Consider the following 26,277-nt stretch of genomic DNA (forward strand, 5'->3'; position numbering starts at 1 on the left):
TACTCCTCGTTGCTCGGTCGGGGGGGGTCAGTTGGGGGGATCAGTACGAGTTCGGCAGGCCGAGGCTGTGCTGCGCCACGAAGTTGAGCACCATCTCCCGGCTGACCGGGGCGGTGCGCAGCAAGCGGGCGACGAACCACAGGTCGGCCAGGCCGTACTCGCGGGACAGTCCGTTGCCGCCATGAGTCTGGATCGCCTGGTCGAGGGCCTTGAGCGAGGCCTCGGCGGCGGTGAACTTCGCGATGTTCGCCGCCGTCGCGGCGTCCTGTCCGGCGTCGAACAGCTCCGCGCTGCGGGCCGTGGCGAGCCGGGCGAGTTCCACCCCGATGTGCGCCTCGGCGAGGGGATGCGCGATGCCCTGGTGGGCTCCGATCGGAGTCGACCACACGGTGCGTTCACGGGCGTAGTCGCGGGCCTTGGCCACCGCGTAGCGGCCGATGCCGTTGCTGAGCGCCGAGGCGGTGATGCGCTCCGGGTTGAGGCCGGCGAAGACCTGCCGCAGGCCCTTGCCGCGCTCCCCGATCAGCGCGTCGCCGTCCAGCCGGACGTCGTCGAAGAACAGGGTGAACTGCTTGTCGGGGCAGACCAGTTCGGTCTCGATGGGCTGGTACTGCAGGCCGGGCGTGTTGATGGGCACGACGAACAGGGACAGCGGGCTGCGGCCGGACGCCGAGGGGGCGAGATCGCCGTCCCGGGTGACCACGAGCACGGCGTCCGCCTCGTTCAGGGCGGAGATGAAGTACTTGGCACCGGAGATGCGCCAGCCCCCGCCGTCGGAGCGGGCCGTGGTGGTGATGGCGTGACTGTTGGATCCGGCGTCCGGCTCAGTGACGGCGAACGCCATCCTGCGGCGGCCGGAGGCGATGTCCGGCAGCCAGGCCCGCTTCATCTCCGGCGAGGCGTGGGCGGCGAGGATCGAACCGCAGATGGCCGGCGAGATGACGCTGCTGAGGATCGGCATGCCGTGCGCCGACAGCTCCTCAAGGACCACGACGAGTTCGGAGAGGCCCGCTCCCCCTCCCCCGTACTCCTCGGGAAGGTGGACGCCCAGCAGTCCGGCCTCGCCGAGTTCGCCCCACAACTCCTCCAACCCGGCACCGGTCCGGGCCCGTTCGCTGTAGTACGCGTGCCCGTAACGGGCCGCGATCTTGGCGGTGCTCTCCCGGATCAGCCGGTGCTCGTCGCTGTCCGTGATCAGTGCGGTCATCACTACCGTCCCTGGAATGTGGGCTTGTGCTTGTCGATGAAGGCGGCGACGGCCGTTGAGGCGTCGGACGTCCGGGCAGTGCGCGCGATCGCGTCCGCCTCGGCCGTCAACTGCTCGGCCAGCGTGGCCGACCAGGATTCGCGCAGCAGGCGGCGGATCTCCCCGTGCGCGCGGGTGGGGCCGACGGCCAGTCGCCGGGCGGTGGACAGGGCCCCTTCGGCCAGTTCGCCGGCCGGCAGTACACGCGTCACCAGGCCCCACTCGACGGCCTCGTGCGCGTCGAGCACCCGCTGTTCGAGGTAGAACTCGGCGGCCCGTCGGGGCCCGAGGAGCCTCGGCAGGAACCAGGAGTTGCCGCCGTCGCCGGACAGACCGAGCGCCGCGAACCCGGAGGCGAACTTGGTGCCCTCGGCCGCCAGCACGATGTCCGCGCAGTACAGCAGCCCCAGTCCGCCGCCCGCGACGGCGCCGTGCGCGGCGCACACGATCGGCGCGTCGAGCCCGCTGAGGATGCGCAACGCCTCGTGATACGGCGAGATCATCCTGCGCAACGTGCCGGGCAGACCGGCACCGGCGTTGTCCGCGAAGACGGCGATGTCGCCGCCGACGGTCAGTGCGGGGCCGTTGCCCGTGATCAGGACCGCCCGCACCTCCGGATCGGCGGCCAGCCGCTGGGCGATTTCGTACAGGTCGTCAGCCATGGCCTGGTCGAAGGCGTTGCGGACGTGCGGACGGTCGAGGCGGATCTCGGCGAGCCCGTCGGCGACGCGGAAGTCGACGGTCGACAGGTCCCGTCGGGCCCCCAGTGCGTCGGTCCAGCGCGCGCTGTCCGTCAGCTGGACGAGTCCTGTGATCCGATCCTCGTCGAAGCTCAGGAGGTGGAAGAACTCCGCGTCGAGCTTGCCCCCGCCCTGCCGTGCCTCGCCGACGTACCGGCCGGTGACCAAGAGCTGTCCATCGTCCAGGTGACGGTACTCGGCAGGTTCTGCCCGAGCGTCGTAGCTCCGGGCGATCTGGCCCCAGAACTTCCGGCGCATGGTGTCGGCCCCGGCGTACGTCCCACCGAGGCCCAGCGGGAGCCCGTCGGTGGTCCGGCCCTCGAACGCAGGATCCAGGATCTCGTCGAGCCGCTTCCGGTCGCCTGCGGCAAGCGCCCGGTACAGCTCGGCGGCCACCGCCTGTTTCTGGTCGTGTTGCACGCTCACAGCCTCCACCATCGATTTGAATCTAATATAGATAAAATTCTGAAGGCAGGTCAACGCCTCGGTCAACGGCCGCTCACTCAGCCCGGTTCGGGCCCCACGACCGAAACGAACGAGACGCATCCGCCCGGCCGCCCGCCCAGGTTGTGGGTGAGGCCGAGGCGCGGGTCGGCCAGCTGGCGCTCGCCCGCTTCGCCGCGGAACTGCAGCCAGCACTCGTACAGCATCCGCAGCCCGCTCGCGCCGACCGGATGGCCGAAGGACTTCAGCCCGCCGTCCGGGTTCACCGGCAGCCGCCCGTCGAGCTGGAAGGCGCCGTCCAGGACGTCCTTCCACGCCTGGCCGCGCTCGGCGAACCCGAGGTCCTCCATCAGCACCACCTCGGTCGGCGTGAAGCAGTCGTGCACCTCGGCCAGCGAGATCTGGCTGCGCGGGTCGCTGATCCCCGCCTGCCGGTAGGCGTCGGCGGCGGCGTGGACCACCTCGGGGAAGGTGGTGTAGTCGTAGCCAGGGTCCATGGCGCCCCGGGCCGGTCCCGCGACCAGGGACAGGCCCTTCACGTACATGGGCCGGTCGGTGTACCGCAGGGCGTCCTCGGCCCGGACGATCAACGCGCAGGCCGCGCCGTCGGAGACCCCCGAGCAGTCGAAGACCCCGAGCCGGCCCGCGACCAGAGGCGCCCGCTCGATCTTCTCCTTCGAGACCACCGAACGGAACTGCGCCTTGGGGTTGAGGGCCCCGTTGGCGTGGTTCTTCCACGCGACGTGCGTCATCGCCTCTCGCATCGCGGCCGGATCCACCCCGTACCGGTCGCAGTACGCCGGATCGAGCAGGGAGAAGGCGGCCGGCGCGGTCAGCGACAATTCGGGGGCCGTGCCGTCGCCAGGCGGGTCGGAGCGCAGCAGCCCGGAGAAGCCGGAGTCCTTGAGCTTCTCCACGCCGACTGCCATCACCCGGTCGTACGCTCCCGAGGCGACCGCGTAGCAGGCGTTGCGGAAGGCCTCGGAGCCGGTGGCGCAGTAGTTCTCCACCCGGGTGACGGGCTTGTAGTCCAGGGACAGCGGACGGCTCAGCGTCATCCCGGACTGCCCGGAACCGAGGGTGCCCAGCCAGTACGCGTCCACGTCCTCGGCGGCCAGCGCCGGGGTCGCCGCGAGACACTCCCGGGTGGCGTCGAGCAGGAGGTCGTCGGCCGAACGGTCCCAGTGCTCGCCGAACGGGGTGCATCCCATACCGACGACCGCCACCCGGTCGCGGATCCCGTTGCTGCTCATCCCGTGCCCTCCCTGCTACTCACGTCCGCTGCCGTACGGGCCGTCAAACGGGCCTTCCAGAAGTAGTTGTGCACTCCCCCGGCGGTGTGCAGCCGCCGGAAGACCGGCTCGACCCGGGTACCGACGGCCAATTCGTCCGCCGCCCCGTCGGCGATCTCCAGCGTGCAACGACCGCCGCCGTCGAAGTCGACCACCGCGTCGATCAGCGGCGGCGAGGGCGAGTACGCGAGCCGGTCGACGGTGTACGTCGCCACCGTTCCGCGTGCTCCGGCCAGCGCCACGGGCATCATCGCGTCCACCGCCCCGCACTCCTTGCACACCCGCGCCGGCGGCAGGTGGACGAAGCCGCAGTTCTCGCAGCGGCTGCCGGTGAAGCCGAACTTCCAGCGCTCCCCGCGCGCGGACGGCGGGCCCGCCGGACGGTCGGGTTCGGGCCGGCGCGGGGGCTCGCGGTCCAGCCACCCCCGCCAGGTCAGGTACGTCGTATAGGAGACGGGCCGTCCCGCCGCGAGTTGCCCGGCGAGGGGCTCGGGCTGTCTGGCCGCGGGGAGCCGGTCGGTGGTGCGCAGCAGTACGGCGTCGCAGCCGTCGGCCGCCGAGAGCAGCAGGATGGTCTCGTCGGCGCCGACGCGGTCGAGGGCGTCGGCCAGGGCGAGCCCCGCGTCGGCCGCTCCGGTGTGGCCGAGGGGTGAGCCGCTCACAGACAGGCGTGCGGGGAAGAGCTTGGTGGCGCGCTTGCGGACGGCGGCGTTCGGCGAGACGAGCAGCACGTGGTCGGGCTGTCCGGTGCCGGCGGCCTTCAGGGCGCGCTGTCCGGCGTCCTCGATGAGCGGCAGATAGCGCTCCAGGCCGAACCGCTCCTCCCACTGCTCGCCTGCACGGTTCTCCGGAACCCGCCAGCGGTCCAGGAACTCGGCGGTGGCAGCGGTGTGGGCGACGATCTCGGCGACCGCCTCGTCCGCCGCGCCGAAGAGGAAGGCCGCCGCCCCGTCTCCCCCGTCCCGCTCGTCCGCCGAACCGGGCCGGCCGGTGCGGACGTCGGAGAGCACGGCGAGCCCGCCACCGAGACAGGCGGCGCGCAGCGCGGCGATCCCGGAGCGCGCGGAGCCGGCCAGGTCCGTCGCGAAGGCTTCGTGCGGCAGGCCGAGAGCAGCGTGCAGGGCGGCGGCGTTGGTCTTGTCGAGATAGGCGGGAGAGGTGGTCGCGAAGTACAGCGCGTCGGGCGCGCCGCGCCCGGGCAGGGCGCGTCGGGCCGCTTCGACGCCCATGGTGGTGCTGTCCTCGTCGAAGGAGGCGGCGATCCGCGCCCCTCGCCCCGCCTTGATGCCGAGCGCGGTGCCCAGCTCCTCGCGCTGAAGGCGGTGTCGTGGGAGGTAGGCGGCGTAGGAGACGATGCCGTAGGGGCTCGGGCTCATGATGTTCACGCCGCCTCGAAGATCGCGGCCATGCCCTGGCCGCCGCCGATGCACATGGTTTCGAGCGCGTATCTGCCGCCCCGGCGCCGCAGTTCGTGCAGCATCGTGGCGAGGATGCGGACCCCGGTGGCGGCGATGGGGTGGCCGAGCGAGATGCCCGAGCCGTTGACGTTCAGCCAGTCGTTGTCCTCGTCGTACTTGAGTCCCCAGCCCTTCAGGACGGCCAGCACCTGGCAGGCGAACGCCTCGTTCAGCTCGACCAGGTCCAGGTCGTCGAAGCCGATCCCGGTCCTGGCGAACAGCTTGGCGACCGCCGGGACCGGCCCGATGCCCATCATCGAGGGCTCGCAGCCGGCCGCCGACCAGCCGCGCAGGAAGCCGATCGGCTCCAGGCCGAGTGCGTCGAGTTTGTCCTCGGCGACCACCAGGCAGGCCGCCGCGGCGTCGTTCTGCTGGCTGGAGTTGCCCGCGGTGACGGTGCCGCCCGGGAGCACCGTGCGCAGTCCGGCGAGGGTGTGCGGGGTGGAGTCGGGGTGGATGCCCTCGTCCCGTCCGAAGGGCAGGGGCTCGCCTCGCCGCTGGGGTACCTCGACCGGCACGATCTCGTCGGTGAAGCGTCCTGCTCCCCAGGCCGCGGCGGCGCGCCGGTGGCTGCGGGCCGCGTACGCGTCCGCTTCCTCCCTGGTGATCGCGTATCGCTCGGCGAGGTTCTCAGCGGTCTCGACCATGCCGCTGATCGGGCCGAACCGCTCCTGCGGCTGGGAGCGTTCACGGCCGCGGTCGAGCCGGTCGTGGAGCTGTACGGAGCCGGAGCGGGTGCCCCAGCGGACGTTCGTGGAGTAGTGCTCGATGTTGCTCATGCTTTCCACGCCGCCCGCCAGCACCACGTCGGCGGCGCCGGTCTGCACCATCATCGCCGCGGTGACCACGGCCTGCAGTCCGCCGCCGCAGCGCCGGTCGAGCTGGAAGCCGGGCAACGCGACCGGCAGTCCGGCGTTCAGGGCGGCCCAGCGTCCGATGCACGGGGCCTCAGAGTTGGCGTACGACTGGGCGAAGGAAACGTCCTCGATACGCTCCGGGTCGATGCCGGAGCGCTCCACCACCGCCCTGATGACGACGGCCGCCAGGTCGTGTGCGGGGAGCGCGCGCAGCGTCCCGCCGAAGGCACCGACCGGGGTGCGCAACGGTGCGACGATCGCGGCTCGGGGCATAGCGGTCATGCCGGGGCTCCTTGCTCTTCGAGCGCGGCTTCCAGCGCCGCACGGTGGTCGGGGTGAGCGATGGCGAGCATCCGTTCACGGCGTACGCGCAGGGGTTGTCCGCGCAGGTCGGCGACCCCGTACTCGGTGACGAAGAGTCCCGCGTCGCTGCGTGAGGTGCTCACCGGGCCGGACAGCCGGGCCACCACACGACTCGCGGGGCCGGCGGTGGAGGGCAGGGCGACTACGGGCAGGCCGCCCGGGGACCTGGCGGCCCCACGCAGGAAGTCCCCTGCTCCGCCGACCGCTCCGATGTAACGCCCCCCGGCCAGTTCGGAGTTGACCTGTCCGGAGAGGTCGACCTCGATGGCCGAGTTGATGGCGACCAGCTGGTGCTGCGCCGCCAGCGTCTGCGGGTCGTGGGTGTAGCCGGTGTCGCGCAACTGGATCGCCGGGTTGCGGTGGGCGAACCGGAACAGCCGCCGGGTGCCCATCAGCAGCCCGGCGACCGCTTCGCCCCGGTCGAGCGTCTTGCGGGCGCCCGTGACGACGCCGGCCTCGATCAGGTCCATCGCCGCGTCGTTGATCAGACCTGAGTGGATGCCGAGGTCACGGCGGTCGGTCAGCAGGCCGAGCACGGCCTCGGGGAGCGCGCCGACGCCGAACTGGAGCGTGGCGCCGTCGTCCACCAGGCCCGCCACCCGGGCCGCGACGCGTGCGGTGACGCTGTCCGGTGTGCCGGGCCGCAGTTCGGCGGGCGGGCGTGAGGTGCGGACCACCACGTCGAGATCGGACGCACCGAGCGTACGGGGGCCGTACGTGTACGGGACCTGGTCGTTCACCTCGGCGATCACCACCCGGGCGGTGCGTAGGGCCGCCCCCAGGTAGTCGTCGGCCAGGCCGGGGCTGTAACGGCCGTCGCCGTCGGGCGGCGGGAGCTGGACGAGCACCACGTCCGCGCGCAGAGGGCCCGCACCGAGCAGGCCGGGGAGGCTGGAGTAGGGCGCGGGCAGCACATCCAGCCGCCCTGCCCGGTGCAGGGCCCGGTTGCCGCCGCTGCCGATGTAGGAGACGAAGGACACCAGGTCGGCGTGGTCCGGGCGGACGGTGTCGGTCGCCGGGATACCGAGGAAGCACCTGAAGTGCCCGATGTCGGCGCGCTGTTGCATCAGCCGCTCGGTCAGGGTCTGTGGCTCGGCGCATGCCTGGCCCCAGACGACGGTGTCGCCCTCCCGTATGTACCGGGAGAGGTCGAGCGCGTCGGGTGTGACGTCGTCCATGTCCCGGCCCGTCAACTGCCCGCGTCGTCGTGCCAGCGGTGCGCCGACGGATCCAGCAGCCGCCGCAGATCTCCGTCGGGGAGCCACACGAGGGTCTCGAGTTCGAGCGCGTCCAGATACCGGACCCGTCCGGTGCGCCGGTCCTCCAGCCGCAGCCGGGGACCGTTGGCCGCGGTGTCGATACTCACCGCGACCTCGGCGAATTCGCTGCCCACGGTCCCGGTCAGGGACTTGGTCCCGCTCTCGGTCTCGATTCCGGTGTCAGTCTCGGTCTCGGTCATCTGTACGGTCCTCAGATCAGGAAGGCCAGGGTGGGCAGCGCCCGGTCGTGGTTGACCAGGACGACCTTCTTGTACGCCAGCCGGATCTGCTCGTCGACGACGCGCAGCCGGTATGTGGTGCGGCCCGCCCAGGTCTCGTTGCCGCGCTCACGGGACTCCACCAGGACGAAGTTGGCGGCGACCGTGATGTCGCCCGACTCGCGGGCCCCGTCGGCGTCATCCAGGATCTCCACGTTGGAGACGATCCGGCGGAGGTTCGACGGTGGTGACTGTGAATAGCGCTTCCCGGTCCTGAGCTGCTTCAGGCGGGTCGCGATACGGCTGCGGTTGTCGCTGATCACCGACATCCGCTGGACGGAGTCACCGTCCGGGGTGCCCGCGGGCACCCAGTAGAGGGCGTCATCGGTCCACAGCGCCTCCCAGGCGTCGTAGTCGTGCTCGTCCGCGTGGCGCGCCTCTCGGTAGAGGAACTGCTCGACCTGGCGCAGGTCCAGTGCCGTCGGGGTGGCTGCTGCGGTCACTTCTCCGCCTCCATCAGGTTCCGGTAGTGGGACCAGAAGCCCCGCATCCCTGTCTCGTCGGTCGCCGTGCCGATACGGAAGCCGTTCTCGTCGGCCCGCTCTCGCTCCACGCCCCGGCGGATGTCGACCCATTCCGGGTCGCGCAGGGCGACGCCGCGTTGGTTGCGTTCGTACATCTCGGTGTCGTCGGCGAGCAGCATCCCGGCCGGGCCCACGGAGCCGACGCACTGCGACACCATCCGCCGGTTCAGCTCGGGTGCGCCCTTGAACTGGACGGCGGTGGAGTGCTGGACACACTCACCGACCGACAGCGGCTGGATGACGAAGAGCTGGATCTCGGCGATGAACAGGTTGGGAAAGATCATCACGTGCGGGGAACCCTCGATGAGGATCTCCTCAGCGGCCGGTCCATGCAGCTCCCGCATGCGTGCCACGTAATCGGGGACCCTGTCCTCGGTGGTACCGAACCAGCGCATCGGCTCGGCGAAGCGGCGGAACTCGGGCCGCAGGTCGTTCTCGCTGTGGCCGCCGCCCAGATCGCGGGTCACGGCGGTGGAGTTGTCGCTGTACAGGGCGCCGATCGGGCTGCCGGTGACGCTGAAGATCGAGCCGTGCACGAACTGCGGGTGGTAGCCGTCCGTCTCGTTCTCCGCCAGCAGCTTCCAGTTGGCGCGGGTGCGGTGCTTGAGCCAGCCGGCGGTGAGCTCGACCTCGCCCTCGGGGGAAAGGCGCGCGAGCCGGTCCAGTTCCCCGGCGGCGGCGCCGAGGTGTTCGGCGAGTGTCGGGCCGTCGGGCGCGAAGCTGCCGAAGACGAAGCCCTGGTGGGAGGCAACCCTGGGGATCCGGCCGAGGCCGAGGGCGAGCTTGCCCTTGCCTCCGTAGCCCTTGTTGTAGGGGTAGCCGAGAAGGTCTCCGTTGTTGCGGTAGGTCCAGCCGTGGTAAGGGCAGCGGAAGGAGTTGGAGTTGCCGCTCGGCGCGTCGCACACCAGGTTGCCGCGGTGGGCGCAGCGGTTGAGCAGCAGGTGCACCTCGCCGTCGCGGTCGCGCGTCATGACGACGTCCTGCGGACCGATGTTCTTGCGTACGTAGTCGCCCGGTTCGGGCACCTCGCTGACATGCCCGACGTACACCCAGGTGCGGTACCAGATGTGCTCCAGTTCCTCCGCGAAGATCTCCGGGTCGGTGTAGAGCGACCCGTGCACCCTGGTCGGCTGGATCAGTCGTGCGTACTTGTCCGTCTGTTCGTGTGCCGTCTCCGGCAGCGTGGCCGTCATGCTCCGCCATCCTCGATTCGCTTCTGGGCGTACTGCGCCAGCCGGAACTTCTGCACCTTGCCGGTGGGCGTGGTGGGCAGTTCGGCGGCGTCCAGGATCAACACGTGCTTGGGGACCTTGAACCGCGCCAGCCTCTCCTTGCACAGTGCGATGACCTCCGCGGCGGTGAGGTCCGTGCCGGGTGCGCGGACCACGCAGGCGCAGCCTGCGTCGCCCCAGCGCTCGTCGGGCACGCCCACCAGATACACCTGGGAGATCGCGGGGTGGCCGGTGAGCAGGTCCTCGATCTCCTTGGGCATGACCAGTTCACCGCCGCTCTTGTACAACTCCTTGGTGCGGCCGGTGACTTCGAGGTAGCCGTCGTCCCGGACCCGGCCCAGGTCACCGGAGTGCACCCAGCCGTCGCGCAGGGCCTTCGCGGTCTCCTCGGGCTTCTTCCAGAAGCCCCGCATGTGCGTCGGGCCCCGGGAGACCTCGCCCTCCGCTCCGGGAGGGACGTCCTCGCCGGTGAGCGGGTCGATCACCTTGTACGTGACGAGAGCTCCGTCCGGCAGACCGGCCGGGCCGGCCGTCTTGGGTCTGCCGACGGTACCGGCGTGCCGGTGCAACGGGTCCTCTGGGAGGGTGAGCGTCATCGCTCCGATGGCGGTCATGGAGATCAATACGGAGCACTCCGACTGGGCCAGGACGTAGGCCAGGGCGCACGCCGAGTGCGACGAGGCCGTCCGCGAGGCGGGCGGACCACTCGGCCGTCTCGGCGTAGCCCACGGTCCGCTCGTCGGTGATGACGAAGGGACGGTCGCCATACCGCGCGGCCCAGTGGTCGAGCCACCCGTCGAGGGTCCGTGGCGTCCAGCGCTCGAACCGGGCATGCAGGTGTTCGCGGCGCCGCTCGATGTCCGATGCCATGGCCACATCCTTTTTGAATTGATGTTAGATTAAACGACGAGTGGAGGAGTCGGCAACCGCTGGTTTCCGCGAACTCACCCGAGAGGGCGCAGGATCCCCGCAGCGACGGCCTCGCGCAGCTTGAACTTGCGGACCTTGCCCGCCGGCGTGACCGGCATCTCGTCGGCGGCGTACCAGTGCTGCGGGACCTTGTACTTGGCCAGCCGACCGCGGCAGTGGGCAACGAGAGCGTCGCGCAAGCCGTCGTAAGGCTCTCCTCGGAGCCGTACGACGGCTGTGACCGCCTCGCCCCACTGCTCGTCCGGCAGGGCGATCACGGCCGCCTCCAGCACGGCCTCGTGCCCGAGCAGACACGTCTCTATCTCGACCGGTGCGATGTTCTCGCCACCGCGGATGATCAGATCCTTCAGCCGCCCGGTGATGGTGATCACACCACGCTCGTCCATGACGCCGAGGTCACCGGTGTGCACCCAGCCCTCGGCGTCGACCGTGCGCGCGGTCGCCTCCGGGTCGTGCAGGTACCCGATCATCTGCTGGTAGCCCCGTGCGCAGATCTCCCCCGATGCGCCGAGCTGCTGCACTGCGCCGGTGATCGGATTGACGATCTTGCATTCCACCTGCGGCAGCGGCCGGCCCACCGTGTTCGCAAGGTCCTCAGGGGTGTCCGAACGCCCGGTGGCTGACAGCGTCGGCGCCAGCTCCGTCTGGCCGTACAGGTTGTGCACGGAGGCTCCGAACACCTGCCGTGTCGTCTCGATCAACGCGGCGGGCACGTTCGCGCCGCCCACCATGACCGTGCGCAGCGCGGCTGCCGTACCGCCGGTGTCGCGGGCGGCCTCGACCAGTGCGCCCAGTATCGCTGGTACGCAGAACAGAACGGTGGCCTGCTCTTTCTCCATCAGTTCCAGTACGGGTGCGGGCCGGAAGTGTTCGACGAGCAGCATGCAGCCGCCCAGCCACAACGATCCGAGGGTGGCCACCACGCAGCCGGCCGTGTGGAACATGGGCAGCGGGTTGACCTGCACCGCGCCCGGCTCGGTCTCCGCCCTCTCCACGGTCAGCTTCGCGACATTGACGAGGGAGCGGTGGCGCAGCAGCACGCCTTTGGGCAGGCCGGTGGTACCTGAGGTGTACTGCAGCATCACCGGTGCGTCGGCGTCCCGGACGGCGGCCGTGGCGGGCGGGTCCGCCGATTCGGCCAGCCAGCGGTCCCGTGCGGACAGGGAGACGACCTCGCGCAGTGCGGGGCACCGGGACGGGACGGAGGCGGCGACGGCCGCGAGGTCGTAGTCGCGGCTGACGTCCGCGTGCAGGAGCACGGCGGCCCCCGAGTGGTTGACGGCGTAGACCAGTTCGTCGGCGCGCAGCACCGGGTTGAGCGCGACGAGCGTCACCCCGGCCAGCGCGGCGCCGTACTGGATGACCGGCCACTCGATGACGTTCGGCGCCCACAGGGCGACGAACTCCCCGGGCTCGGCCAGCCGCAACAGGGCGGTGGCGACCCTCCGGGCCTCGGTGTACAGGTCCTGGTAGGTCAGCCGGCACTGCTCACCAGTGCCGTGCGCGGTGCCGACCAGGGCGAGGGCGTCGCCGTGGGTACTGGCGCGTTCGGCGAGCAGCGAGCCGACGGTGTACTCCACCAGGGGCACGCTGTCGTCTCTTGACCACAGTGATGTGGTGAGCGGCTCTCTCATGTTCAGCACCCCTTGAATACGGGCCGGCGTCGCTCGTGGAAGGCGGCGACACCTTCGGCGAAGTCCGCCGAGTCGAACAGACGGGTCTGGTGCTCGACCTCGCGATCGAGCGCCGCGCGCGGATCGCCCGCCTGGCAGGCGCCGAGCATCATCTTGATCGCGGACAGTGCGAGCGGCGGGCCCTCAGCGATCCGTTCGGCATCGGCCAGTGCCCAGTCCAAGGCGTTCCCCGGCTCGACCAGTTCGTCGGCGAGCCCGAGAGCGAGGGCTTGCGGGCCCTGGATCCGGCGGGGCAGCAACAGCAGCTGACGGGCCGCCGCGAGTCCGGTTCTGGCCGGCAGCGATACCGATATCCCCATGTCGCCGGCGAGTCCGACGCCGGTGAACGCCGTGTTGAAGGACGCGTCGGACGCGGCGACGACCCGGTCGCAGGCCAGCGCGAGCGCCGCCCCGGCGCCGTACGCGAAGCCCTCGACCGCCGCCACCACCGGTGTGGGCCCATCCCAGACGGCCCGGATCACCCGCTGGGCGGCCTGAGCCCTGGGGCGGGTCTCGTCCGGGCCCTGTCGGCGCATGGTGGAGACGTCACCGCCGGAGCAGAAGGTGCCACCGGCGCCGGTCAGCACGATCGCGCGTACGGAGGTGTCGGCCATCGCGGCTTCCAGCTTCTCCGCGAGCACCACCCGCAGGGCCAGATCGATGGCGTTGCGCTTGTCCGGCCGGTTCAGGGTCAGCACGCGGACCGGGCCGTGGTCCTGGAGCAGCACGATGTCGTCATCGCTGCCATCGCTGCCATCGCTGTGCGTCATGGCGTCCCCTCACCGTCCCGTGAAGACCGGCGGCCTGCGTTCGAGCACCGCCGCGAGCCCTTCCCTGGAATCGGCGGTGCCGGACAGTTCGGCGACCGTACGGGCCTCCTCGGACAGCCGTTCCGCCACTCCGGCGCCGACGCCGCTCCACAGCAGCCGCTTGGTCGCCGCCAACGCGAGAGGGGCGCCCGCGGCGAGGTCGCGGGCGAACGCGAGGGCCTCGTCGAGCAGCCGATCGTCCGGTACGACCCTGGTGAGCAGCCCCGCGTCCAGCGCCTCGGCGGCGGTCAGGGTGGGGTTGGCCAGCAGGATCTCCATCGCCTTGCGCAGGCCCACGAGCTGGGTCAGCGTCACCGACACCCCTGCGTCGGGCGCCATACCGACCCGGACCGCGCCCGACATGAACTTCGCCGACTCGGCGGCGAAGACGAAGTCGGCCGAGCAGACCAGCCCGAACCCGCCCCCGCCGGCCGCGAAGCCGTGCACCGCGGCGATGACCGGGGCCCGCAGCTGCAGGAGCGCGGAGGTGCAGATCTGGAGCCAGGAGGTCGCCTCCCGAAGATAGTCCGGAAGGCCTTCGCCCTTGGCGGCGAAGGTGTGGACGTCGCCGCCCGCGCAGAAGTGCCGGCCCTCTCCGGTGATCAGCACCACGCGCACGCCGGGTTCGGCGTGGCAGCGCATGACGGCCGCGTGGAGCGCCTGGAGCAACGGTACGTCCAGGCCGTTGGACGCCTCGGGACGATTGAGCCGCAGTCGTGCGACGCCGTCGGCGTCCAGGTCCAGCAGGACCGGCCCCGAGTCGATCAGTTTGTCCGTCATCTCAAGTGCCTTTCGTGCCTTTGGCCGTGAAGGTGCTGATCCCAGCGCCCGCCGCCGCCCCGCCGATGTGGTCAAGTACCGCGGCCTGCTCCAGGACGAGACCGTCCTCCAGCGGCAGCCGCAGCCCCTCATGCACCAGGTGCTTGGCGGTGGCGAGCGCCTGCTGGTCCTTGCCGCCGAGCCGCTCGGCGAACTGTGCGACCGCCTCCTCGAACCCCTCGTCCGGCAGGCACCGGTAGGCCAGCCCCCAGTCGACGGCCTCGGCGGCGGTCAGCCGGTCTCCGGTGAGGATGTGCGCCAGGGCCCGCTGGCGCCCCACGAGGCGGGGCAGCCGCTGGGTGCCGCCGCCACCGGGAATCTGGCCGAAGTTCGTGTGTGTGTCGGAGATCGTGGCCCGTTCGTGCACCAGCGCGATGTCGCAGGACTGCATCAGTTCGAATCCGCCGGCCATCGCGTAGCCCTCGACCACCGCCACCACGGGGACGGGCAGGGTCGCGATCACCGCGCAGGCCCGGCCGAAGTTGTCGAAGAGCGGCGCCATCGTCTCCGGCCCCCCGGCCCGCAGCCGCTCCAGTTCCCTGAAGTCGCCGCCGACCGAGAAGTTGCCGCCCGCGCCGCGGATCAGGATGACCCGCGCCGAGGCGGCGAGTTCCGTCAGCGCGTCCCGCAGTTGGCGGCCGAGTTCGACCGTGATCGCGTTCATCGCTTCGGGACGGTCGAGCAGGATGTGGCCCACCGCACCGTCCGTGCGGGTTCGTACGACGTGTGCGACCTGGGTACTCACATCAATCGCCCGCCGCCCACTTCCAGGACCGCGCCGGTCATGTAGCTCGACAGATCGGACGCGAGGAACAGGACGGCCCCGGCGACCTCTCTGGGCTGCCCCGCCCGCTTCATGGGGATGTCGGCCTCGCGTGCCGCGAAAACCTCCGGCGGCATCGCCTCGGTCATGGCGGTACGGATCAGGCCCGGCTGCACCGCGTTGACCCGGACTCCGCGATGGGCGAGTTCCTTGGCCGCCGCCTTCGTCAGACCCACGATGCCCGCCTTGGCGGCGCTGTAGTTGGTCTGTCCGGGGTTGCCGGACTTCCCGGACAGCGAGGAGATGTTCACGATCGATCCTCGTCCGGCCTCGCGCATCACCGCTGACGCCGCCCGCAACCCGAGCCAGGTCCCCTTGAGGTGGACCCCGATCACGGCGTCGAAGTCCGCGGCGCTCATTCTGCGCAGCGAGGCATCGCGGGTGATGCCGGCGTTGTTGACCAGGATGTCCAGGGTTCCGAAACGCTCGGCGGTGTGCCGCACCGCGTTCTCGACCGACATCTCGTCGGTGACGTCGCAGCCCAGCCCCAGTACGGAGCCAGCGTCGCCGCCTGCGATCTCCGCCGCGGCCTTCGCCGCCCGCTCGGCGTCCACATCGGCCAGGGTCACGCGCGCGCCGTGCTCGTGCAGAAGCCGGGCGATCTCCAGTCCGATCCCCTGGCCGGCACCGGTCACGATCGCGGACCGGCCCGCCACCAACCCGCCCACCGGCGCGCCCGTCAGCCCGCCCATCAGCCGACGTACCGCACGACGGAGTCGACCACGCAGGCGGGCTTCGTGCCGCCCTCGATCTCGATCACGGTGGACAGCTTCAGCTGGACCGCGCCGTCGAGAGGCGTCGCCTCGGCGATCCGGGAGGTGGCTCGCAGCTTGGAACCGACCGGCACGGGGGCCGGGAAGCGGACCTTGTCCAGCCCGTAGTTGACCGCCATGCGGACGCCATCGACACGGTAGATCTGCTGCAGGAACGCCGGCAGCAGGGACAGGGTGAGCAGACCGTGGGCGATGGTGCCGCCGAAGGGTCCCTGGGCGGCGCGCTCGGCGTCCACGTGGATCCACTGGTGGTCACCGGTGGCGTCGGCGAACCGGTCGACCCGCTCCTGGTCCACCGCGACCCAGTCACTGCTGCCGAGGGTCTCCCCCGCCGCGGTTGCGAGTTCGGAGAGGCCGTCGAAGATCTTCATATTTCACTCCGGGGCTGGTCAGAATTTTGAATCTAATCTAGATTCATAAATGTCGAGGGTCAACGGTTGTGAAGCGGCCGAGGTGCGAGGGAGCGGAAAGAGCATGGATCTGGGACTCGGCGGCGCGCGGGTGCTGGTCACCGGCGGCGCCTCCAACATCGGCCGCGGAATCGTGCACGGCTTCGCAGCCGAAGGCGCGCGCGTGCTGATCTGCGACATCGACGGCGACCAGGCCGCGAAGGTGCGGGTCGAAGCGCTGGTGCGCGGGGCGGCCGACGCCGAGGTCGCCGTGGCGGACCTGGCAGTCGAAGGATCGGGCAGGGCCATGGTCGACCGGGTCGTCGAGGCCTGGGGCGGGATCGACGCCCTGGTGAACAACGCGGGCCTGAGCCTGCCGGGATTCATCACCGAGGACACCGACCGCGACGGCTGGCGGCGCATGGTCGACGTCAACCTGTTCGGCGCCGTCGAGTGCACCCAGGGCGCCCTCGCCGCGATGCGGGGGACGGGAAGCGGATCGATCGTGTTCATCTCCAGCGACGCGGCCTTCGGCGAAATACGGCAAGGGGTGTACGGGGCGACCAAGGCCGCGCTGATCGCGCTGGCCCGCACCGTCGCCCGGGAGCACGGCCGACACGGCATCCGGTCGAACGTCGTCTGCCCCGGACTGGTGCTCCCCGAGAGCCACGACGCGATCGGCACCGGCAGCTTGTGGTCGGTCGGCGGCCAGGACGCCGTCTTCGACGACCGGCAGATCGAGGCGGTGCGCAAACAGATCCCGCTCCGCCGGCTCACCACGGCCGAGGACGTCGCCGACGCCGTGGTCTGGGTCTCCTCGGAGCGCGCAGCCCGGCAGGTGACCGGCCAGGTCTTCTCCGTCAGCGGCGGCTACTCGATGCCGTAGGAGGCACTCTCTGTGGACACCACCGGCAGGAACAGCATGACGAAACCGGTACCGGAGGCGAAGTCGGCGACCACCCGGGACCGGATCCTCGGCGCCGCGGCCCAGGTACTGAGCCTCAAGGGCTACGCAGCGACCAGGCTTTCGGACATCGCCGACCTCGCCGGACTGCGTCCGCCCGCCGTCTACTACTACTTCCCCTCCCGCGAACTACTGATCACCGAGGTCATGGTGGTCGGCCAGCTGCGGCTGCGGGAACACGTCGAGACCGAGCTGGCCGCACTGCCCGACAGCACACCACCGATGGACCGGATCTGCGCCGCCGTGCAGGCACATCTCCAGGTCGCGCTGGACCTGTCGGACTTCGCCACCGCCGTCACCCGCAACAGCGGCCAGCTGCCCGACGAGGTACGCGCCCGGCTGCGCGAGGAGAGCGGCGCCTATCTCGCGCTGTGGCGGGACCTGCTGGCGACCGCGAAGGCCGCGGGAGCCATCAGGGACGGCCTGGACCTGCGTGCGGCTCGCATGCTGGTCATGGGCGCCCTCAACTGGACACCGGAGTGGTGGAACCCCCGACAGGGTTCGCTGACCGCCGTCATCCGCACTGCGCAGGGCCTGGTGCGACACGGACTCGGCACGCCCTGACCTCTGGGCCCGCCGTCACCCACATCCCCTTCCCCCTCACCCCACATCCCCTTCCACTGGAGGACCTCATGCCCGAGGCGTACATCATCGACTCGCTGCGCACCCCTGTCGGCCGGCGCGGTGGCGGCTTCGCCCAGACCCATCCGGCCGATCTCGGCGCCCACGTCATCCGTTCCCTGGTCGGGCGCGGCGACTTCGACCCGGCCGCGATCGACGACGTCATCTTCGGCTGTCTGGACCAAATCGGCTCGCAGGCCGGCGACATCGCCCGTACCTGCGCGCTGGCCGCCGGACTGCCCGAGTCGGTGCCCGGTGTGACCATCGACCGGCAGTGCGGCTCGTCCCAGCAGGCCGTCCACTTCGCCGCGCAGGCCGTCATGTCCGGCACGGCCGATCTCATCGTGGCCGGCGGCGTGCAGAAGATGAGCCAGTTCCCGATCCTGTCCGCGTTCGGCGCCGGTGAGCCCTACGGCGCCACCGACCCGTGGACCGGTTCCCGGGGTTGGCAGCATCGCTACGGCGACCAGGAGATCTCCCAGTTCCGCAGCGCCGAGATGATCGCGGAGAAGTGGGGCCTCGAGCGGTCCGTGATGGAGGAGTTCGCGCTGGAGAGCCACCGGCGTGCCCTGGCCGCCCAGACGGAGGGCCGCTTCGACGCCGAGATCATGCCGTTCGACGGAGTCACGGCCGACGAGGGCCCACGTCCCGACACCACCCTGGAGAAGATGGCGGGGCTCAAGACGCTGACGCCTGGCGGGAGGCTGACCGCCGCGGTGTCCAGCCAGATCTCCGACGCCGCCTCCGCGATGCTCATCGCCTCCGAGGCGGCCGTGCGCACGCACGGGTTCACACCCCGAGCGCGTATCCACCATCTGTCGGTACGCGGCGCCGACCCCGTGATGATGCTGGCCGCCCCCATCCCCGCCACCGAGCACGCCCTGAAGAAGGCCGGACTCACGATCGGCGACATCGACCTGGTCGAGATCAACGAGGCCTTCGCCTCCGTCGTGCTGGCCTGGCAGGCCGACCTCGGAGCCGACCCGGCCCGGGTCAACGTCAACGGCGGCGCCATCGCGCTCGGCCACCCGCTCGGTGCCACCGGCACCCGGCTGATGACCACCCTGCTGAACGAACTGGAGCGCACCGGCGGCCGCTACGGCCTGCAGACCATGTGCGAGGGCGGCGGCCAGGCCAACGTCACCATCATCGAGAGGCTCGGCTGATCCAATGCGACGAGATCTGTACACCGAAGACCACGAGCAGTACCGCGAGACCGTGCGCGAGTTCCTCGCCCGCGAGGTCGTCCCCCACCACGACCGGTGGGAGTCCGACCGGTGGATCGACCGCAAGGTCTTCGCCGCGGCCGCGCAGCAGGGAATCTACGGCCTGCAGATCGGCGAGGAATACGGCGGCGCCGCCGAGAAGGACTACCGCTACCGCATGGTCGTCTGCGAGGAGATCGCTCGCGTCCACGCGCTGTCCTTCGGCCTCACAGTCGCCCTGCAGGACGACCTGGTACTGCACTACCTGCTGGATCTCACCAACGACGTGCAGAAGCGGCGCTGGCTGCCCGGCTTCGCCTGCGGTGAAACCATCGGCGCGCTCGCGATGACCGAACCGGGGACCGGCAGCGACCTGCGGGGCATCCGCACCTCAGCCCGCCCCGATGGCGACGACTGGATCCTGAATGGCCAGAAGACCTTCATCTCCAGCGGGATGATGGCAGACCTGGTGATCGTCGCCGCGCGCACGGACCCCGACGCCGGGTCGCGCGGTTTCAGCCTCCTCGTGGTCGAGCGGGACATGCCGGGCTTCACCCGTGGCCGCAAGCTGGACAAGATCGGACTCCCCGCTCAGGACACCGCCGAACTCTACTTCGAGGACGTACGCGTGCCGGCCGACAACGTGGTCGGCCTCCCGGGCACGGGCCTGCAGCAGCTCATGAGCCATCTGCCCAGGGAACGGCTCGGAGTGACCGCCATGGCGATCGCCACCAGCCGGGCGATCTTCGACCTCACCCGCGACTACTGCTTCGACCGCCGGGCATTCGGCAAACCCGTCGGTGACTTTCAGCACATCCGCTTCGAGCTCGCCGAGATGGCCACCGAGATCGATGTGGCAGAGGCCTACGTCGACCGCTCGGTGCGCGCCTACAACGCGGGCGAGCTGACCCCGGTGGACGCGGCCAAGGGCAAGTGGTTCGTGAGCGAGCTGCAGAAGCGGGTCGTCGACCGGTGCCTGCAATTGCACGGCGGCTACGGCTACATGAAGGAATACCCGGTCGGCCGGGCATACGTCGACACAAGGATCCAGACGATCTACGGCGGCACCACCGAGATCATGAAGGAGCTCATCGGACGTGACCTGGCGTCGAAGGGCCGTGGCTGAGGTCTGCGTTCGGGCATGCGGCGAGATGTCCTGGGACGGGATCGTGGTCACTGCGACCACGGCCTCGGGACGAGACCACCAGAGGCGACGCTGCGGCAGCGAATCGTCAAGGCCGCCCCAGGTGAAGGGATCACCTCGAGCGATGTTGCGGTCCCATCACCCGCCGCCGACACCGACGTAGGCGAGCAGCACGGCGGGACCTGCCTGGGAGATCGCCGTGCCGCTGCCGACCACCAATCCGCCGACGGGCGCCGCCGATGGCGATCAAGTTCTTCACCCACCTTGCGACGATCGAGGTCGGCGTCTCGTTCTACGTCATCCGTCCTGAGCGTCACAGGCCCGACGAACAGCACGACGCGCCACTGCCAGGCCAGTGCCCCGAGGCTGCTATGTCGTGTCAAGCCGCTTGAGTACGTTCCTTGATGCTCCCGATCTTGGTTCGGTCAGTCCGCTCGAGGATCTTGAAGATCTGGCGACAGATGGCGCGCTTGAGGCATCGTTGCGCATCGCGGGAGGTCTTCCCTTCGGTGATTCTGCGGGCGACGTACGCCTTCGTGGCGGGGTCAAGCCGCATGCGGATCAGGGTGACGGTGTGCATGGCCCGGTTGAGCTGCCGGTCTCCGCTGCGGTTGAGCCGGTGCCGGTTGGTAAGCCCAGAGGAAGCGGGAATCGGCGAGACGCCGGCGAAGGACGCGAAGGCTGCTTCCGACCGGAAACGGCCCTGGTGGGACCAGCTGACCAGGATCTGAGCGGCAGTTATCGGACCGATGCCGAGCAGGTCGAGGAGCTCGGGCGTCAGCTCTCTGACCAGGGCGAGGATTTCGTTCTCGAGGTCTTTGGCCTCGGCTTGCAGGGTCTGGATGCGCTGGGCGGTGGACCGAAGGGCCCGTATCGTCATCCGGTGCTCAAGGTTCCGGGCCGGGCGGTCCCGGAACTGAGCACAGCAGGTGATCTGGGCCGGGCGCTTGAGTTTCCGCAGTTCGGCGCGGAGGTCGTCTGGCGCGGACACGATCAGGGCCTTGAGCTGGTTGATCGCGGCGGTGGAGGCGAGGACCGCTCCTTGGCGGGTGGCGAGCAGGACACGCAGCGCCTCGCGCTCGCCGCGGAGCCGGGGCTGGATCAGATGCTCGGTGGCAAGAGCTTCCTTGGCGGCCCGGATGGCGTCGAGCATGTCGGTCTTGCGTCCGCCTCGGTTGGCGACCCGCTTGGGCCAGCAGACCTCGACGACATGCTCGCCGGCCTGGTCAAGGAAGGACGCGAGTCCGGCACCGTAGCTGCCGATGCCTTCCAGCGCCCAGCAGCGCCGGCCGGGGACGTGTTCACGGGCGAAGTCCAGCAGGCGCCGGTAACCGCGGGCGTTGGCTGGGGAATCAGTGCTGGCCAGGACGGCACCGATAGGGCTGACGGCGGCAGCCGCGAGGGTGTCACGGTGGGTGTCGACGCCGATGACGCCGTCGACTTGTTCTGCAAGCATGGTCACGCGGCTGTTCTCCTTCGTAGGCGGACGACCGTGGTCGGCATCGGCCTGGATGGAGTCACCGCGTGGCGGAACTGTGATGAGTCACGCCGCAAGGCGGACAAGCTGCTGATCAAGCCAACGGGTGGGCCAGGTCGGCGCCGATGTCCGGCAGACATCTCGGGGGAACGGCAGCCCCTCACGGGGCGCCAGTTATGTTTCGAGTCATGCCGGATCATCGGCGCCGAGACTGGCAGCCATCCCGGGCCGCAGAAGAACTCTCACAGAAGCTGCTATGCAGCCGGTGCAAGTTGTACCAGCCGAGAAGAACAGCCGGGTCTGGCGGCCAACTACCATGCTGGCGCAGTGAGTTGAAGCCATCAGAGTTTACTGGAGGTCGCCAAGAGGCTTGCTGAACGCGCGCCAGGGCCGCTGACGCGGTTCTGGAGGAGGCGCGGTGGCATCTCGGGGACTTTGGGACCGGAGCAGTGACCGACAGCAGCAGCGCGAGCAGATCGGCTGGGGCATTGGGGCCCGGCTCGCCCCGCCGGCGCCCCACGATGCGGGCCCATGGCCTGGTGACGGGAACGGCTTCAGTCGTAGGCGTAGAAGCCCTTCTTCGTCTTCCGGCCGAGGATACCGACGTCGACCATGCGCCGCAGAAGCGGTGGAGGCGCGTACTGCGGTTCACGGAACTCGCCGTGCAGGGCCTCGGCGATGGCGACCACCGTGTCCAGGCCGATGAGGTCGGCGAGACGCAACGGGCCCATCGGGTGGGAGCAGCCGAGGACCATCGCGTCGTCGACGGCGCCGGCGGCGACGCCGGTCTCCAGCATGCGGATCGCGGCGAGTAGGTAGGGGATTAGGAGGGAGTTGACTATGAAGCCGGCCCGGTCTGGGGCGTGTACGGGGGTCTTGCCGAGCGTCTCCCTGACGAACCGTTCGGCGGCGCGGCGGGTGTCGTCGCCGGTGAGCAGGGAGCTGACGATCTCGACAAGGGGCAGCGCGGGAGCCGGGTTGAAGAAATGAACGCCGACGACCCGTTCAGGAGAGGCCGTGGCGGCGGCGATGCGGGCAACGGGCAGAGAGGAAGTGTTGGTGGCGAGGACCGCGTCAGGGCGGTTCATCGTCTTGTCGAGGAGGGAGAAGACGGTCAGTTTCGCGGTGATGTCCTCGGTGACGGACTCGATGACGAAGCCATAGTCCTCGAAGGCGCCGAGATCCGTGGTGAAAGAGATCCGGCCGAGGATCTCCTCGCGCTCCACCTCGGTCGTGCGGCCCTTGCGGACCGCAGAGTCGAGGGATTTCAGCAGTCGTCCGCGCCCGCGCCTCGCCGAGTCTGCGGAGGCGACGGCGGCCCGGACGAGCACCCCCTTGCGGGCACATACCTCCGCGATGCCCGCGCCCATCGTGCCGCAGCCGATGATTCCGACCTTGTCATACACGGGCATGTTCGGCCTCCATTGTGCCGTGGTCGAGGAAGGGGTTGAGACGTTGCACCCCGATGCGCGCGCGCAGGGCGGGGTCCGTGACGCCCAGGCCGGTGAGCGGGGCAAGGCAGAGCACACCGACCTTGCCGATGTGCCGGTTCTGCTGGACCCAACGAGTGGCCTCGGCGACTTCGCTGAGCGGGAAGACCGAGGAGAGCACGGGCACCAGCTGTCCGAGCCGGAACAGCCGGTTGCACTCGGCCTGTTCCTGAAGGTTGGCGGCGTGGCTGCCGACGATCCGCTTGAGGTTCATCCAGAGATAGCGGTTGTCGAAGTCGTGCTGGTAGCCGGTGCTGGAGCCACAGGTGACGACGGTGCCACCACGCCGGGTGACGAAGACCGAGATACCGAAGGTGGCCTTGCCGATGTAGTCGAATGTGATGTGCGGGTCCTCCCCGGTCGCGGAGCGAATGACGCGGCCCAGCCGTTTGCCCATCTCGATGGTCTCCGCACCAGAGGAGGGCACCGCGCCAAGCCCGATCTCCTCACGGTTGATGACAACGTCACAGCCCAGGTTGCGCAGGCGGGCGGCCTTCTCCTCGGAGCCGACCACGCCGACGGCGACTCCCCCGCCGTTCTTCACGAGTTGGACGGCGTAGGCGCCCAGGCCGCCCGTGGCGCCCCAGATGAGAACGACGTCGCCCTGCTTCATCCGGGCGCCCCGGTCGCTGACCAGCATGCGGTACGAGGTGGAAGCGCACAGCATGGTGCAGGCGGCCTCCTCCCACGTAAGGTGCGGGGGCTTGGGCAGCAACTGGCTCGCCCTGACCACGGCGTAATGGGCGAGGCCACCGAAGTTGGTCTCGAATCCCCAGATGCGTTGTTCGCCGCCGAGCATGCCGTCGGCGTGCGTGGCGGGTTCCTGGTCGTCGACGTGCACGCAGGAGACGACCACATGGTCACCGACCCGCCAGCGGCGTACGCCCTGGCCCACCCGCACGATCACCCCAGAGGCGTCGGAGCCGAGAACGTGGTACGGCAGGTCGTGCCGAGCGGCGCTGCCGCCCTGCCGGCCGAGTCGCTCGAGAAACGTGAATGTGGGCAGAGGTTCGAAGGTCGCGGACCACACGGTGTTGTAATTGATCGAGCTGGCCATGACGGCGACCAGCACCTCGTCGACGTCGAGTACCGGCATGGGGACCGGACCCACCCGAAGACTCCGCCGTACGTCCCTGTCCGCCATGCCATCGAAGACGGACACGTCTTCCGCGCGCAGATGCGCCGCGAGATATTCCGCAGGGAGCGATTCCTTTTCGAGAGTCTCGGGAGCTGCCCCGCCAAGCACTGCTTCAGTCAGAGAATCCATGTTCGTAACGCTAAATGCAGATATCTCTCCCCACCAACCCCTAACAAAAATGGGGGACTTCGCGGTTGATCCGCTGTTAGGGGGTGGTTAGGGGAGTCGCGGCGGTCAGGCCTGGGCCACGAGGATGACGTAGCCGTATTCGGTGATCTTCTCGGGTGCGGCCAGCATCGCCTTGATGATGGCGGCGCCTTCGGCACCGAACCGTTCGACGAGTTGCGCCTCATCGCCCACGAGCGCCTCACGCTGGCGCAAGATCTCTTCACGCCAGCGGGGGACTCCGTAGGAAGTCTGCTCGGTGATGTCTCGCAGCTGGACCACCTCGACCCCTGCTTCGGCACACAACTCGCGGTAGTCCTCGGCCTTGGGCAGCGGGATCGCCCGGTGAACCTGCTGGATGTCGGGCGCCTGCCAGCGCACCCCGTCGACGGGAGCAGGCTCCAGCAGATCCGTCAGCGCGATCCGGCCGCCGGGACGCACCACGCGGGCCATTTCCTTGAGCGCCACCGCGCGTTCCATATAAGGCATTGACTCCAGGGCGAGTACGGCATCGAAGGAGTCGTCGGGGTACGGCAAAGCCATCGCGTCCGCGAGTTCGAACCGCACGGCACCGGTGGCTCCCGCCTCGGCGGCCCGCGCCGAAGCCTCCTCCACCTGGCTCTCACTCACCGTGACGCCGAGCACTTCAGCCCCGGTGCGGCGATGGAGCCGCAGGGCCGGTTTGCCCACGCCGCAGCCGAGGTCCAGTACCCGGTCCCCTTCGGCCACGGACAGCGCGTCGATGAGTAGATCGGTGAGCCGGTCGGTGGCCTCGGCGACCGAACTCTGGTCGTCCGGGCTTTCCCAGTAACCGAAATGGAAATTGTCGTCCCAAGTACTGCTGAAGACCCAGCTGATCGAGTTGTAAAGACGTGCCACCAACTCCGTATCAGCCTCTATGCGTGACGCCATGTACATCCCCTTCCCTCACGTCAGAACACTCGGGCAAGCCATCATTGCCCGAATTCTCTTTAGATCACCGCTTAATGATGCATGATCACTCAAGAAACCCAACCGCCTCCTATTCCGCCCCTAGCAATGGAGCGACTACTTCACGGCGACTTCCTCGGCCAATTCCCGGTGAACGGGCTCGGGGTTGTCGACGAGATAGAAGTGTCCACCCCGGAAGACTCTCAGTCGGAACGGCCCGGTGGTGTATTCCCCCCATGCAGCGACATCGTCGACGGGCGCTTTGGGGTCCGCGTCTCCGGTAATGGCGGTCACGGGGCAGGTCAGAGGCTCACCGGGCTCATGAGCGTAGAGTTCGACAGCACGGTAGTCGGCGCGGATCGCGGGCATGGCCAGGGCGAGGATCTCGGGGTCGTCGAGGGCGGCGGACACCGAACCGCCGAGCGCCCTCAACTCCGCGACCACGCCTCGATCGTCGAGCAGATGGACCCGTTCGCCCCGCTCCGGGCCCGGAGCACGCCGGCCCGACACGATCAGCTTGTGCGGACTACCGTCCCGCGTGCCGCGCTGGAGGCGTCGGGCCACCTCATAGGCGACACAGGCGCCCATACTGTGACCGAACAGCACAAGCGGAAGGCCGTCTTCGCTCGCCGCCAGTACCGGCGCGATCCGGTCCGCGAGCTCGGCGATGCTCGTCACACACGGCTCCAACCTGCGGTCCTGCCGTCCGGGATACTGCACCGCCAATACATCGACCGAGGGCGCGAGCGCATGCGCCATGCGGACGTAGGTGCTGGCGGTGCCGCCCGCGTGCGGAAAGCAGACGAGCCGAGCGGCGGCCTGGGGCGCGGGGGCGAACCGGCGCAACCAGAGGTCACGGTCGGCGACCGATGGGGTCACAACGGGTAGCCTCCAGCTCGAGTCAGGGCCTGTCGAGTGCGAGGCTATAGATCTTCGGCACGCCTCACCTCCCCTAGCGAGCCCTCAAGGACCCCTAAGGAAAGCCCCACTCGGCCGCACGATTCGAACACAGAGGGGACACGGCGTCCTCCTTCGAGACCGAGACCAAGCTCCAGCCTCCGACGGCAACCGCCGCGTCATCACGCAAACGTTAACCTCGCGCTTTCACGAGGTGGGCTGTCCGACTGGTGATCGCAAGAGCAGAAAGTGCCTCTGACCAGCAATGCCGGTGATTTAGGGCGTTTTCGCAGGTGAGGATCGGTGTTCGGGGTTCCGTGTGATCTTGAGTGTGTAGC

General features: G+C 69.6%; 25 protein-coding genes. 4 read left to right on the forward strand and 21 right to left on the reverse strand.

The window, feature by feature from the left end:
- Positions 1–40 precede the first annotated feature (40 nt).
- The 16 genes from IE239_RS37830 to IE239_RS37905 form a co-directional block, all read right to left on the reverse strand.
- Positions 41–1,207 carry an acyl-CoA dehydrogenase family protein gene (locus IE239_RS37830; RefSeq protein WP_190153993.1) on the reverse strand — a complete coding sequence of 389 codons (1,167 nt, stop codon included), beginning with the start codon at positions 1,205–1,207 and terminating at the stop codon, positions 41–43.
- Between the two features lie 2 nt (positions 1,208–1,209).
- Positions 1,210–2,412 carry an enoyl-CoA hydratase-related protein gene (locus IE239_RS37835; RefSeq protein WP_229878661.1) on the reverse strand — a complete coding sequence of 401 codons (1,203 nt, stop codon included), beginning with the start codon at positions 2,410–2,412 and terminating at the stop codon, positions 1,210–1,212.
- 77 nt (positions 2,413–2,489) lie between these two features.
- A complete protein-coding gene (locus tag IE239_RS37840) occupies positions 2,490–3,683 on the reverse strand; it encodes an acetyl-CoA acetyltransferase (RefSeq protein WP_190153995.1) in 1,194 nt (397 codons plus the stop codon).
- Positions 3,680–5,098, reverse strand: coding sequence for an OB-fold domain-containing protein (locus tag IE239_RS37845; protein ID WP_190153996.1), 1,419 nt, complete (start codon positions 5,096–5,098; stop codon positions 3,680–3,682). Before IE239_RS37845 ends, IE239_RS37840 begins: the two co-directional genes overlap by 4 nt.
- A gap of 5 nt (positions 5,099–5,103) precedes the next feature.
- A complete protein-coding gene (locus IE239_RS37850; RefSeq protein WP_190154017.1) occupies positions 5,104–6,309 on the reverse strand; it encodes an acetyl-CoA C-acetyltransferase in 1,206 nt (401 codons plus the stop codon).
- A gap of 5 nt (positions 6,310–6,314) precedes the next feature.
- Positions 6,315–7,577, reverse strand: coding sequence for an acetyl-CoA hydrolase/transferase family protein (locus IE239_RS37855; RefSeq protein WP_190153997.1), 1,263 nt, complete (start codon positions 7,575–7,577; stop codon positions 6,315–6,317).
- 11 nt (positions 7,578–7,588) lie between these two features.
- Positions 7,589–7,858 (reverse strand): hypothetical protein, encoded by a 270-nt coding sequence (locus tag IE239_RS37860; protein ID WP_229878663.1) that lies wholly within the window; start codon positions 7,856–7,858, stop codon positions 7,589–7,591.
- Positions 7,859–7,869: 11 nt separating this feature from the next.
- Positions 7,870–8,379 (reverse strand): aromatic-ring-hydroxylating dioxygenase subunit beta, encoded by a 510-nt coding sequence (locus IE239_RS37865; RefSeq protein ID WP_190153998.1) that lies wholly within the window; start codon positions 8,377–8,379, stop codon positions 7,870–7,872.
- Positions 8,376–9,653: an aromatic ring-hydroxylating oxygenase subunit alpha gene (locus IE239_RS37870; RefSeq protein ID WP_190153999.1), complete on the reverse strand. Its 1,278-nt coding sequence runs from the start codon at positions 9,651–9,653 to the stop codon at positions 8,376–8,378. The genes IE239_RS37865 and IE239_RS37870 overlap by 4 nt, the downstream gene beginning before the upstream one ends.
- Positions 9,650–10,306 carry a class I adenylate-forming enzyme family protein gene (locus IE239_RS37875; RefSeq protein WP_229878664.1) on the reverse strand — a complete coding sequence of 219 codons (657 nt, stop codon included), beginning with the start codon at positions 10,304–10,306 and terminating at the stop codon, positions 9,650–9,652. Before IE239_RS37875 ends, IE239_RS37870 begins: the two co-directional genes overlap by 4 nt.
- A gap of 330 nt (positions 10,307–10,636) precedes the next feature.
- Positions 10,637–12,256 carry a class I adenylate-forming enzyme family protein gene (locus IE239_RS37880; protein ID WP_190154001.1) on the reverse strand — a complete coding sequence of 540 codons (1,620 nt, stop codon included), beginning with the start codon at positions 12,254–12,256 and terminating at the stop codon, positions 10,637–10,639.
- Between the two features lie 2 nt (positions 12,257–12,258).
- A complete protein-coding gene (locus IE239_RS37885) occupies positions 12,259–13,065 on the reverse strand; it encodes an enoyl-CoA hydratase/isomerase family protein (RefSeq protein ID WP_190154002.1) in 807 nt (268 codons plus the stop codon).
- A gap of 9 nt (positions 13,066–13,074) precedes the next feature.
- A complete protein-coding gene (locus IE239_RS37890) occupies positions 13,075–13,884 on the reverse strand; it encodes an enoyl-CoA hydratase/isomerase family protein (RefSeq protein WP_190154003.1) in 810 nt (269 codons plus the stop codon).
- 1 nt (position 13,885) lies between these two features.
- The gene (locus tag IE239_RS37895; RefSeq protein WP_229878665.1) at positions 13,886–14,668 is read right to left on the reverse strand and encodes an enoyl-CoA hydratase/isomerase family protein; all 783 of its coding nucleotides are present in this window, start codon (positions 14,666–14,668) and stop codon (positions 13,886–13,888) included.
- Positions 14,665–15,438, reverse strand: a complete 774-nt coding sequence (gene fabG / locus IE239_RS37900; RefSeq protein ID WP_190154004.1) for a 3-oxoacyl-ACP reductase FabG — start codon at positions 15,436–15,438, stop codon at positions 14,665–14,667. Before fabG ends, IE239_RS37895 begins: the two co-directional genes overlap by 4 nt.
- Positions 15,438–15,890, reverse strand: coding sequence for a MaoC family dehydratase (locus IE239_RS37905; RefSeq protein ID WP_190154005.1), 453 nt, complete (start codon positions 15,888–15,890; stop codon positions 15,438–15,440). The genes fabG and IE239_RS37905 overlap by 1 nt, the downstream gene beginning before the upstream one ends.
- Before the next feature lie 103 nt (positions 15,891–15,993).
- On the opposite strand from IE239_RS37905, the gene IE239_RS37910 reads away from it, so the two are divergent.
- The 4 genes from IE239_RS37910 to IE239_RS37925 all read left to right on the forward strand — a co-directional run bounded on the left by IE239_RS37910 (position 15,994) and on the right by IE239_RS37925 (position 19,824).
- Positions 15,994–16,794 carry an SDR family NAD(P)-dependent oxidoreductase gene (locus IE239_RS37910; RefSeq protein ID WP_190154006.1) on the forward strand — a complete coding sequence of 267 codons (801 nt, stop codon included), beginning with the start codon at positions 15,994–15,996 and terminating at the stop codon, positions 16,792–16,794.
- 36 nt (positions 16,795–16,830) lie between these two features.
- A complete protein-coding gene (locus tag IE239_RS37915) occupies positions 16,831–17,436 on the forward strand; it encodes a TetR/AcrR family transcriptional regulator (protein ID WP_190154007.1) in 606 nt (201 codons plus the stop codon).
- A 68-nt stretch (positions 17,437–17,504) separates the two neighbouring features.
- Complete coding sequence (locus IE239_RS37920) at positions 17,505–18,659, forward strand: acetyl-CoA C-acetyltransferase (protein WP_190154008.1); 1,155 nt, start codon at positions 17,505–17,507, stop codon at positions 18,657–18,659.
- A gap of 4 nt (positions 18,660–18,663) precedes the next feature.
- Complete coding sequence (locus IE239_RS37925) at positions 18,664–19,824, forward strand: acyl-CoA dehydrogenase family protein (protein ID WP_190154009.1); 1,161 nt, start codon at positions 18,664–18,666, stop codon at positions 19,822–19,824.
- Between the two features lie 397 nt (positions 19,825–20,221).
- Here IE239_RS37925 and IE239_RS37930 read toward each other — a convergent pair whose 3' ends face one another.
- The 5 genes from IE239_RS37930 to IE239_RS37950 all read right to left on the reverse strand — a co-directional run bounded on the left by IE239_RS37930 (position 20,222) and on the right by IE239_RS37950 (position 25,921).
- Positions 20,222–21,304, reverse strand: a complete 1,083-nt coding sequence (locus IE239_RS37930) for an IS110 family RNA-guided transposase (protein ID WP_190154010.1) — start codon at positions 21,302–21,304, stop codon at positions 20,222–20,224.
- 569 nt (positions 21,305–21,873) lie between these two features.
- Positions 21,874–22,731: a 3-hydroxybutyryl-CoA dehydrogenase gene (locus IE239_RS37935; protein ID WP_190154011.1), complete on the reverse strand. Its 858-nt coding sequence runs from the start codon at positions 22,729–22,731 to the stop codon at positions 21,874–21,876.
- Complete coding sequence (gene ccrA / locus IE239_RS37940; RefSeq protein ID WP_190154012.1) at positions 22,718–24,076, reverse strand: crotonyl-CoA carboxylase/reductase; 1,359 nt, start codon at positions 24,074–24,076, stop codon at positions 22,718–22,720. Before ccrA ends, IE239_RS37935 begins: the two co-directional genes overlap by 14 nt.
- A 105-nt stretch (positions 24,077–24,181) precedes the next feature.
- A complete protein-coding gene (locus IE239_RS37945) occupies positions 24,182–25,024 on the reverse strand; it encodes an SAM-dependent methyltransferase (RefSeq protein WP_190154013.1) in 843 nt (280 codons plus the stop codon).
- Positions 25,025–25,159: 135 nt separating this feature from the next.
- On the reverse strand, positions 25,160–25,921 hold the full coding sequence (locus IE239_RS37950) for a thioesterase II family protein (RefSeq protein WP_190154014.1): 762 nt from the start codon (positions 25,919–25,921) through the stop codon (positions 25,160–25,162).
- Between the last annotated feature and the right edge of the window lie 356 nt (positions 25,922–26,277).

The sequence above is a fragment of the Streptomyces humidus genome (assembly GCF_014649655.1).
Taxonomy (GTDB): domain Bacteria; phylum Actinomycetota; class Actinomycetes; order Streptomycetales; family Streptomycetaceae; genus Streptomyces; species Streptomyces humidus.

What these genes read in the sequence shown, in the direction of transcription:
- IE239_RS37830 (WP_190153993.1), bottom strand. Translation starts at nt 1,207, where the DNA reads ATGACCGCACTGATCACGGACAGCGACGAGCACCGGCTGATCCGGGAG.
- IE239_RS37840 (WP_190153995.1), bottom strand. Translation starts at nt 3,683, where the DNA reads ATGAGCAGCAACGGGATCCGCGACCGGGTGGCGGTCGTCGGTATGGGA.
- IE239_RS37845 (WP_190153996.1), bottom strand. Translation starts at nt 5,098, where the DNA reads ATGAGCCCGAGCCCCTACGGCATCGTCTCCTACGCCGCCTACCTCCCA.
- IE239_RS37850 (WP_190154017.1), bottom strand. Translation starts at nt 6,309, where the DNA reads ATGCCCCGAGCCGCGATCGTCGCACCGTTGCGCACCCCGGTCGGTGCC.
- IE239_RS37855 (WP_190153997.1), bottom strand. Translation starts at nt 7,577, where the DNA reads ATGGACGACGTCACACCCGACGCGCTCGACCTCTCCCGGTACATACGG.
- IE239_RS37860 (WP_229878663.1), bottom strand. Translation starts at nt 7,858, where the DNA reads ATGACCGAGACCGAGACTGACACCGGAATCGAGACCGAGAGCGGGACC.
- IE239_RS37870 (WP_190153999.1), bottom strand. Translation starts at nt 9,653, where the DNA reads ATGACGGCCACGCTGCCGGAGACGGCACACGAACAGACGGACAAGTAC.
- IE239_RS37875 (WP_229878664.1), bottom strand. Translation starts at nt 10,306, where the DNA reads ATGACCGCCATCGGAGCGATGACGCTCACCCTCCCAGAGGACCCGTTG.
- IE239_RS37880 (WP_190154001.1), bottom strand. Translation starts at nt 12,256, where the DNA reads ATGAGAGAGCCGCTCACCACATCACTGTGGTCAAGAGACGACAGCGTG.
- IE239_RS37885 (WP_190154002.1), bottom strand. Translation starts at nt 13,065, where the DNA reads ATGACGCACAGCGATGGCAGCGATGGCAGCGATGACGACATCGTGCTG.
- IE239_RS37890 (WP_190154003.1), bottom strand. Translation starts at nt 13,884, where the DNA reads ATGACGGACAAACTGATCGACTCGGGGCCGGTCCTGCTGGACCTGGAC.
- fabG (WP_190154004.1), bottom strand. Translation starts at nt 15,438, where the DNA reads ATGGGCGGGCTGACGGGCGCGCCGGTGGGCGGGTTGGTGGCGGGCCGG.
- IE239_RS37905 (WP_190154005.1), bottom strand. Translation starts at nt 15,890, where the DNA reads ATGAAGATCTTCGACGGCCTCTCCGAACTCGCAACCGCGGCGGGGGAG.
- IE239_RS37910 (WP_190154006.1), top strand. Translation starts at nt 15,994, where the DNA reads ATGGATCTGGGACTCGGCGGCGCGCGGGTGCTGGTCACCGGCGGCGCC.
- IE239_RS37915 (WP_190154007.1), top strand. Translation starts at nt 16,831, where the DNA reads ATGACGAAACCGGTACCGGAGGCGAAGTCGGCGACCACCCGGGACCGG.
- IE239_RS37920 (WP_190154008.1), top strand. Translation starts at nt 17,505, where the DNA reads ATGCCCGAGGCGTACATCATCGACTCGCTGCGCACCCCTGTCGGCCGG.
- IE239_RS37925 (WP_190154009.1), top strand. Translation starts at nt 18,664, where the DNA reads ATGCGACGAGATCTGTACACCGAAGACCACGAGCAGTACCGCGAGACC.
- IE239_RS37935 (WP_190154011.1), bottom strand. Translation starts at nt 22,731, where the DNA reads ATGCCCGTGTATGACAAGGTCGGAATCATCGGCTGCGGCACGATGGGC.
- ccrA (WP_190154012.1), bottom strand. Translation starts at nt 24,076, where the DNA reads ATGGATTCTCTGACTGAAGCAGTGCTTGGCGGGGCAGCTCCCGAGACT.
- IE239_RS37945 (WP_190154013.1), bottom strand. Translation starts at nt 25,024, where the DNA reads ATGGCGTCACGCATAGAGGCTGATACGGAGTTGGTGGCACGTCTTTAC.